The 7616-nt window shown below is 29.1% G+C and carries 9 protein-coding genes; 6 read left to right on the plus strand and 3 right to left on the minus strand.

What is annotated here, in order from left to right; translation table 11 throughout:
- Positions 1–908 precede the first annotated feature (908 nt).
- Both KA833_RS13570 and KA833_RS13575 read left to right on the plus strand, forming a co-directional pair.
- Positions 909–1748: a DUF4747 family protein gene (locus tag KA833_RS13570; protein WP_153647436.1), complete on the plus strand. Its 840-nt coding sequence runs from the start codon at positions 909–911 to the stop codon at positions 1746–1748.
- 12 nt (positions 1749–1760) lie between these two features.
- Positions 1761–2351 carry a hypothetical protein gene (locus KA833_RS13575; RefSeq protein WP_153647435.1) on the plus strand — a complete coding sequence of 197 codons (591 nt, stop codon included), beginning with the start codon at positions 1761–1763 and terminating at the stop codon, positions 2349–2351.
- A gap of 1193 nt (positions 2352–3544) precedes the next feature.
- On the opposite strand, the gene KA833_RS13580 is transcribed toward KA833_RS13575, so the two are convergent.
- Entirely contained in the window at positions 3545–4105 is a 561-nt protein-coding gene (locus tag KA833_RS13580; RefSeq protein WP_204180528.1) for a hypothetical protein, read from the minus strand.
- A 436-nt stretch (positions 4106–4541) separates the two neighbouring features.
- Between KA833_RS13580 and KA833_RS13950 the strand changes: the two genes are divergently transcribed.
- Positions 4542–4775 (plus strand): YolD-like family protein, encoded by a 234-nt coding sequence (locus KA833_RS13950; protein WP_245336307.1) that lies wholly within the window; start codon positions 4542–4544, stop codon positions 4773–4775.
- Between the two features lie 226 nt (positions 4776–5001).
- Here KA833_RS13950 and KA833_RS13590 read toward each other — a convergent pair whose 3' ends face one another.
- Positions 5002–5580 (minus strand): hypothetical protein, encoded by a 579-nt coding sequence (locus KA833_RS13590; protein WP_210128403.1) that lies wholly within the window; start codon positions 5578–5580, stop codon positions 5002–5004.
- Positions 5581–5855: 275 nt separating this feature from the next.
- Here KA833_RS13590 and KA833_RS13595 point away from each other — a divergent pair, with 275 nt between their 5' ends.
- The 3 genes from KA833_RS13595 to KA833_RS13605 are packed head-to-tail and all read left to right on the plus strand — an operon-like array spanning position 5856 to position 7107.
- Positions 5856–6188 carry a GNAT family N-acetyltransferase gene (locus KA833_RS13595; protein WP_157948044.1) on the plus strand — a complete coding sequence of 111 codons (333 nt, stop codon included), beginning with the start codon at positions 5856–5858 and terminating at the stop codon, positions 6186–6188.
- 31 nt (positions 6189–6219) lie between these two features.
- On the plus strand, positions 6220–6639 hold the full coding sequence (fosB, locus tag KA833_RS13600) for a FosB/FosD family fosfomycin resistance bacillithiol transferase (RefSeq protein WP_107359950.1): 420 nt from the start codon (positions 6220–6222) through the stop codon (positions 6637–6639).
- Positions 6640–6651: 12 nt separating this feature from the next.
- Positions 6652–7107: a GNAT family N-acetyltransferase gene (locus KA833_RS13605; RefSeq protein ID WP_107359951.1), complete on the plus strand. Its 456-nt coding sequence runs from the start codon at positions 6652–6654 to the stop codon at positions 7105–7107.
- A 39-nt stretch (positions 7108–7146) separates the two neighbouring features.
- Here the strand turns inward: KA833_RS13605 and KA833_RS13610 are convergent, their stop codons facing one another.
- Complete coding sequence (locus tag KA833_RS13610; RefSeq protein ID WP_210128420.1) at positions 7147–7563, minus strand: cytidine deaminase; 417 nt, start codon at positions 7561–7563, stop codon at positions 7147–7149.
- Positions 7564–7616 lie beyond the last annotated feature (53 nt).

Raw genomic sequence — 7616 nt, forward strand, 5'->3', positions numbered from 1 at the left:
ATTTAGCAATATGCACTAACTTGGTGCGCGAGGTCTTAAAACACGACGGCAGAGTCCAAATTTGGACTTTGCAAAAAGTACACGGCTCATTTTTGAGCTTTGCTAAGAGAAACCGTAGTTACAACTACACTTGTAAAAATCGATGTAATACGTCCATATTTGGGGATATTAGATAACGCATATTTCCGTTTTCTAAATTCTGAAAAGCTCAAATGTAGTTCTGTAATAGCTGAATTACCAAAACGGTACTTTGGAAAACCGAAATATTGGTTATCTAACTTATAGATGTGCGTAGTCAATTTGGCTACGCAGCTTATAGTCGAAATATATTTATGATGTATGATCTCGTGGCGCAGATTTGCGCAGTGAGTTTCACAGTCCAAATATGGACAGTGGTATATAAAAATTTGTATACATCTCATACAGTATTTTAGTGTGTAAGCTAACGCACCACTTTAGTGCATGAGCTTATTTAACAATTTGTGACGGTAGCTACATGAGTTATTAGATAAAGGAAGTAGGGAAACACGTCGCCCTTTGTTAGTTGATCTAAGAAACGAACAAAATATTCAACCATATATTGTAACTTGTAATGTTAGATAAGTGAATGTAGCTACACCAGTATTTATTGATAGTATTGATGAAGATGATGAAAAGAATGTTATGGATTTAGAAAAGTTGGGTAAGTAACATCCCAATGTAGATTCCCACATGATAATATATGCAGATTTTAGGAATAAGATTAAAATGATTAGTACTAGGTACTAAAATATAGTATAATGATATTGTGTAGTTGCAACTGATATCATTCCCCGATATTAGTTGCTTTTTTAATATAAACCCTTTTTATTTTGTACAACTAAATATATAATAAAAAATAACTACACAAGAAAGAGGTTACGGGGAAAATGAGTAACATATATTATGCTAAATTTAATGTGAATGAGGATATTTTTAAAATATATAAAAATCACAAAAAATTAAGTGATATTTTAGAATATGTATTATTAAACATGGATTCAAAAAATAGTTATAGAGATGAAAAAACCAACGTTAAATATAGATTTTATAGAATCAATAAAGATTTTAAAAAAAATATTATATTTGGCTGGTTGTTGAAAATATATGACGAAGAGAATTTTAATATTTTTGATGAAGGTTATGAAAAATTAGACGATATAACTTTGAAAAAAGTTTCATATGCAATACCTTTCTCATTTAATTTAACAACGGAAGTAATAGCGTTTGTACCTAAACAAAAATTTGGTTATAGAAATTTTATTAACATATTTAAAATATTATTTGAAAATAATTTACCTGAAGTTGGTTATGTAAATATTACAATGATGGTAGATAAAAAAAGTGCTGAAGCCAAGTTTATGGAAATTGACAAAATGAACGTATTTACAGCTGCAATAGTCCCACCTAATGGTTCGGAAGATATACTAGATGATATGGATGAGATAATTGATGAATTACAAGAAGCAAATATAAAAGAATATAAACATGAATTGAAAAGTGATGTGAGAGATCCGATTAAAAAAACTTCTAAAATTGTTAGTGTATTACGACAAGTTGCTGAATATGGAGCAGGTTACTATTATGCAAAAGGGAAAAATGCTTCAGATAGTTGGATAGAAATCAACACGAAAAAAGATAAAAAATTGTTTCTTAAAGAACCAATTGATAATAATAAACGAGATTCTCCTATTGAAGTTATGTATCAATCGGAGAGAATAGAGGAATAAGGTGGTTTCCTTATGGAAAATAGCAATATTAAATTATCCTTAATAAGAAAAAAACTAAAGAACAGAAGATTTTTGAAGAGTTTATGCGAAAGTGGAAGATATAAAGAAATATATTATAGTAGAGAGGCGCTATATAGTTTTATAATCACTTTTGTTTTAATAATATTTTTAACTATTTTATATTGTACTAATAAACAGAATTTCATTGATAGTTTACCTCCATTAATATTAGCTTTTATAGGTGGTTTTATAGCACTGATAGCTTTTTCTCTTAGTGCTTTAGCATTAACTATAAGTGCTATTGGAAAAACGAACTTAATCAAAACATTAAAGTTAAATAGTGATAACTTTTTCGATGAGAATTCTGAAAAGCTTTTAGAAAAACTGATAACAACCTTATATAGATTTTATTTCTCAGCAGGCTTTAATTTGATTAGTATTTTAATATTAGTATTTAGTTATTTTTATTTAATTATACCAATGGAAATTTGTGTAATCTTTAATGCTCTTTTAGGATTTATAGTGATTTACACTATTATTTTCAGCTTACTGTTTACCCTTACTTTATTTTCAACTTGTATTAAATTACCATTTTATTTTTAGGTATATAAATGTATTTCATAACATTACTCTTCATATGCTGAGAGAAGCTCTGTGCTGCAGCGAGAAATGTATTTATGAATAACTGTATTGAAAAGGTGATTTGAAATCGTTAGAAAAAGTAGATAGTTTAACATATACAATTATTGGCGGTACTATTTTAAAAATCAAAGGGGAACAAATTCTATATTTGCATTTCAAATAATCATTGCCCCAAATTTCTTTTGTTTTTTCAATTTTAACATTTTACACACAACTGATTAGGCAACGTAAACATTGATATGACAACACTTATAGCGATTTATACATGAATAGATAAACGCTTTAATGAACTCCCGCCGTCTCCACTATAAGAGCTCTCAACCACAACGGTTGAGGGCTTTTTTCATGTATGAAAATTTTGAAATTTATTGAAAGTTGTTCTAGAAAGATACGTGTGTAATTATCATAATATGGTAGATACTTATAAGAATCTAACTAGTGATATGGATGAACTTCAATATATGAACCTAGAATCGATTGTAAAGGGCATTACAGAGGTATACAACAATACCCAAACAAAGGTACAACAGATCATTAAATTGTAATGGAGGGACGATAACAATCATACAGAGAACGTTATAGCTGATGTGATGGGCATAAGTGTATTAACGTTAAGACACACAAAAAAGTTATATTAAAACGTGTTGCAAAGACAGTAGATTATGTACGAAGTATGATAAAGGTACTGTAAAAGAATTTATATTAAACTACCATAAAACAATAGATAATAACGATACAAGCTTTGAAGATATTATATTTTTTAATGAATTAGAGGCTATTGTTGAAAGAGTAGCGACTGAAGAAGAACATAATATATTCTTATTACTTAGTAATGGTGTGAAATTTGAAGAAACTGGGAGTATATTTGGTGTGCAGTCACAAAGAATTAGGCAGATGTTTAATAGTTTATTGGATAAAATGAAGTAAATAAAAGGGGGCTGAAAACCACCCCTTTTTTTATTTATTTTTGTTATTATTCATCTTTTGTCCAATTGTAGTAATTGTAAATACTATTATAAATAGACCAATTCCTATTAAGATAGAACTTAATGTCTGATTGGTAACTAAATTTAAAATTAGCAACGCATACAACGTGGATAATAAGGCTGATAAAAAAACAATTAAAATTTTAATAATAGAAAACACCTCATTTGCTACTGATTTACAACACTATCTACAGTACCATCAACTTTACCTTTAATTATAATGCCATTTTTAGGAACTGCATTACCGCCAAATGCATTAACTAGATACCCTGCAAACGAACCTGTAAAACCACCTGATACACCGCCAATTAAAGCTCCTAACGCACCAGCTGCACCAGACCCTCCAGCTTTTATTATACCTGTTGCTGCACTATGTGATAGGTATAAGTCTACTTTATCCGAATTTTTGCCTTTACCATATACTGCTTTTGTTACTCCGCCTTTTTTAGCGGCATAAGTATTGATACTATTATTACTTTCAGCTGATTCAAAACCGCTAGTATCATATCCTTTTTTATTTAATTCTGATTTTAACTCTTGATCTGAAATATATTTAACGTAGTGGTCTCCTTCTTTTTGTGCATCACTTGGTATGTTATTTATACTCAATTGTTGTTTTTGATGGACATTAATGTTTTCTTTACTCGCTTGTGTGATAGGTGAACCGGCTAAAGATAACGTAAATATTGATGCTAATACAATACTAGTAAACTTCGCATAATTGTTCATAATGAATACCTCCTTTGATTTATATAACTAACATAACAATATAATGTAAAATAAAATGGTATTTTTCATAAGTTTTGCAATATAATTCCAAACTGATAGTATTTACTAAAATCAATAACTAATAAAATGATTTTAAATTACTAGAATAAGTTTTACCATTCCTTAATAGAGTGCTCTCTAATAATACTGTTTAGGATAGGCAATATGCGCTTTCCCTATTTTTTATGGTACAATATAAATGAGGAAACAGTGTTTAACACTGGCATACTATCATTTGGTTGTATGTTTTATTTTATTACGTGCAGTGGACTTACTTGCGTTTAGTAGTAAGAAGCTAACTGTACCGTTTTGATTTAATCCACCCACACTAGTCACTGGGTGGTTATTTTTTTACATATGCGAACGAATGTTCCGTTGTGTTTAGTGAGGTGATACTATGATGCCAAATAAATATAAAAATGAAACTGACTATCGTAAAATACCACGTGAATATCTTAATCCACGCATACCAAAGGGCAGAGGAATGGTTAAATGGCAACCATTCAAGACGATGCCCGAACAGTACGAAAGATTAGAACAGTATATGAATGACCAAAATAAGATAGACAAGCCCACATTAAGAGACCACCAACTTGCTGATTTAAACGATACACTAATATTTAAAATGTAAAACCAACCATTAATTGATTTACGTTACTTTGAAGGTGGATATATTGAAACAAATGTTAATTACATACACAAAATAGACCCGTAAACAGAAACTCTACAATTATATGAAGTAACTGGTTTAAGTGATGTTAATTTATTAGATATTGTGGAGATAAAATAAGCCCACCTAATCGTTTAGGTGGGTTGTTTTATAAAAGATATATGCACAAGTAGTGTAATCGTAAATATTATTGACTATATTTATTTTGATAATATTTTAATGCTGCAAGTTTTTGCTCTGCGTCTTCAACTTCATATTGATTATTTTCAATTGCATACATAGTTTGCTTTTCGCCAGATGAAAGACCATCCCCAGTGTTTTTACGCCATTCTTGGTCAGGCATATTCATATATGGATTATTAGGATCATAACCGTTAGCTTGTTGATTGTCTTGTTGCGGTTGTTGTGTGTTAGCGGTGTTTTGTTGTTGGTTAGCATTCATTTGTTTATTTTGTTGGTCTTGTTGATCTGAATTAGCTTGTTGTGTATTGCTAGTAGTTTGATTTTGATTATCTACGTTAGCTTGTTGGCCATCACTATTTTGTGATTGACTGTCACTGCTAGTAGTTTGATTATCGCTATCAGAGTTATCTTCTTTATTTGTTTTCTTATCTTTAGATGCATTTTTATCATCATTTGATTTTTTCTTATCATCTTTTGATGATGATTTTGTTTCTTTTGTATCTTCTGATTTATTTTCTTCTTTATTCCCACATGCTGCTAAAACTAGAAAACTTGCTAATAATAAAAATAAAAAATTTTTCATTTAATGCTCTCCCTTAAAAATAAATTATTAACTTAATTGTACTATACTTAAAAATAATAGTGATAACAAAAAGTTATGATTAACATTACTGTTTGTGAATTTACTTATATTACATTTCGATAAAAGGTTACGTAGTATTATCTATTTAATGTAGAGATTATTTTTGTGTTTATCTATGTTAGAATATTCTGTGAATTATAAAAAAAGGATGTGCATTTATCATTGAATTTAAATTAGTAGAATTTCGTTTACGTTATTGGGAACAAATTAATGAATTGAATAAACTTGAGAGATGGCAAGAGCTTGTTGAAAGTAAAGATAACTACAAGAAATCTTTAGAAAATTCCATAACAATAGTTGCCGTTGATAAATGCGATAATGTTATTGGCTTTGTTAGAGGCCTAACAGATGGTTATACTACTTTGTTTATCTGTGAGTTGCTTATAATAGAGCATAAAAGAGGTAGGGGGATAGGTAATGAGTTGATAAATCATTTACATAAAATGTATCCAGATACAAGAATTGATTTATTAGCAACAAACCGTTCAGCAAAATTTTACGAAAAACAAGGTTTTAGAAATTTTTATGGTTATAGAAAAAACTTTTAACAACTAAATTTTAAATAAGAGGTGGTACTAAATGATTCAATCTATAAATCACGTTACTTATTCAGTATCAGATATTAAGCAATCTATTGCTTTCTATAAAGATATTTTAAAAGCTAACATTCTAGTAGAGAGTAATAAGACAGCTTATTTTACTTTAGGTGGACTATGGCTGGCATTGAATGAAGAAAAAGATATACCAAGAAATGAAATTCAATACTCCTATACGCATATGGCATTTACAATTGATGAAAGTGAATTTAAAGAATGGTATCAATGGTTAAAAGTTAGAAATGTGAACATATTAGAAGGGCGTACAAGAGATATAAGAGATAAGAAATCAATATACTTCACTGATCCAGACGGGCACAAGTTAGAACTACATACAGGTACATTACAAGATAGGTTAGATTATTATAAAGAAGAAAAGCCACATATGAAATTTTATAAATAAGTAGGTTATATTATGAATGTAGAAACAAGATTATTTGATGAACGTGACTTAAATAAAATCGATGAATTGTTAGTTTTATATGAAGATTTAGGTTATCCAACAATAGAAGAGGATTTAGTTAATCGTTTGAACAAGATATACAATAATGAAGATTATTATTTATTACTTTTAATAAAAGATGACGTGATAATTGGTTTAAGTGGTATGTGCAAAATGTTGTTCTATGAAAAAAATGGTGAATATATGCGTTTACTAGCGTTCGTTATTAATTCTAGTTATAGAGGGAAAGGCTATGGAACACTTTTATTAAAAGAGTCAGAAATGTTAGCAATTCAATTAGGATGCAAAACATTCACTTTAAATAGTGGTAAAAGAGAAGAAAGAGACAATGTCTATAGTTTTTATAAAAATAATGGTTTTGAAAATAAGACATCTGGATTCTCTAAAAGTATCGATAATATAAAATAAAGCCAACTAATTAAATAGTTAGCTCATTTTATAATAAATTTATACTGAAAATTCAATATCATCGTAAGCATTAGTCCAATGATGTGGCTGTAAATCATATAGATTTTTGTATTGGGGTTGTTCATTATCAGTTGTTATACCGACTTTAATTTTATTTCCCCAATATAGTAATCTTTCTTGGCATGTACCACATGGGGTAAGTATTTTAAAATCCCTATATTCATCATCTCTTACAACACAAATTGAATGAGTGATTATATCTTGGTACTTATGTGCTTCTAATATTGCTCCAGTTTCAATACACAATGCACTAGAAGCGTTTATAATTTCTGGTGCGACTGATGTATATGTGTTTCCATTTTTCGAATACATTGCAGCTGCACCACCCCATCCTTTTGGATAACGTTCTTTGATTAAGGATTTAGCATCTTCGAAAAGTTTTTGTTCAATATTCATAAACATACCTCCAATAAATATTTGTATAAATCGATAAAGTCCGTATAATTGTG

This window comes from Staphylococcus sp. GDY8P67P, from assembly GCF_017892545.1.
GTDB lineage: Bacteria > Bacillota > Bacilli > Staphylococcales > Staphylococcaceae > Staphylococcus > Staphylococcus ureilyticus.

What these genes read in the sequence shown, in the direction of transcription:
- KA833_RS13590 (WP_210128403.1), bottom strand. Translation starts at nt 5,580, where the DNA reads ATGAAAAATTTTTTATTTTTATTATTAGCAAGTTTTCTAGTTTTAGCA.
- KA833_RS13580 (WP_204180528.1), bottom strand. Translation starts at nt 4,105, where the DNA reads ATGAACAATTATGCGAAGTTTACTAGTATTGTATTAGCATCAATATTT.
- KA833_RS13605 (WP_107359951.1), top strand. Translation starts at nt 6,652, where the DNA reads ATGAATGTAGAAACAAGATTATTTGATGAACGTGACTTAAATAAAATC.
- KA833_RS13610 (WP_210128420.1), bottom strand. Translation starts at nt 7,563, where the DNA reads ATGAATATTGAACAAAAACTTTTCGAAGATGCTAAATCCTTAATCAAA.
- KA833_RS13950 (WP_245336307.1), top strand. Translation starts at nt 4,542, where the DNA reads ATGATGCCAAATAAATATAAAAATGAAACTGACTATCGTAAAATACCA.
- KA833_RS13570 (WP_153647436.1), top strand. Translation starts at nt 909, where the DNA reads ATGAGTAACATATATTATGCTAAATTTAATGTGAATGAGGATATTTTT.
- KA833_RS13575 (WP_153647435.1), top strand. Translation starts at nt 1,761, where the DNA reads ATGGAAAATAGCAATATTAAATTATCCTTAATAAGAAAAAAACTAAAG.
- fosB (WP_107359950.1), top strand. Translation starts at nt 6,220, where the DNA reads ATGATTCAATCTATAAATCACGTTACTTATTCAGTATCAGATATTAAG.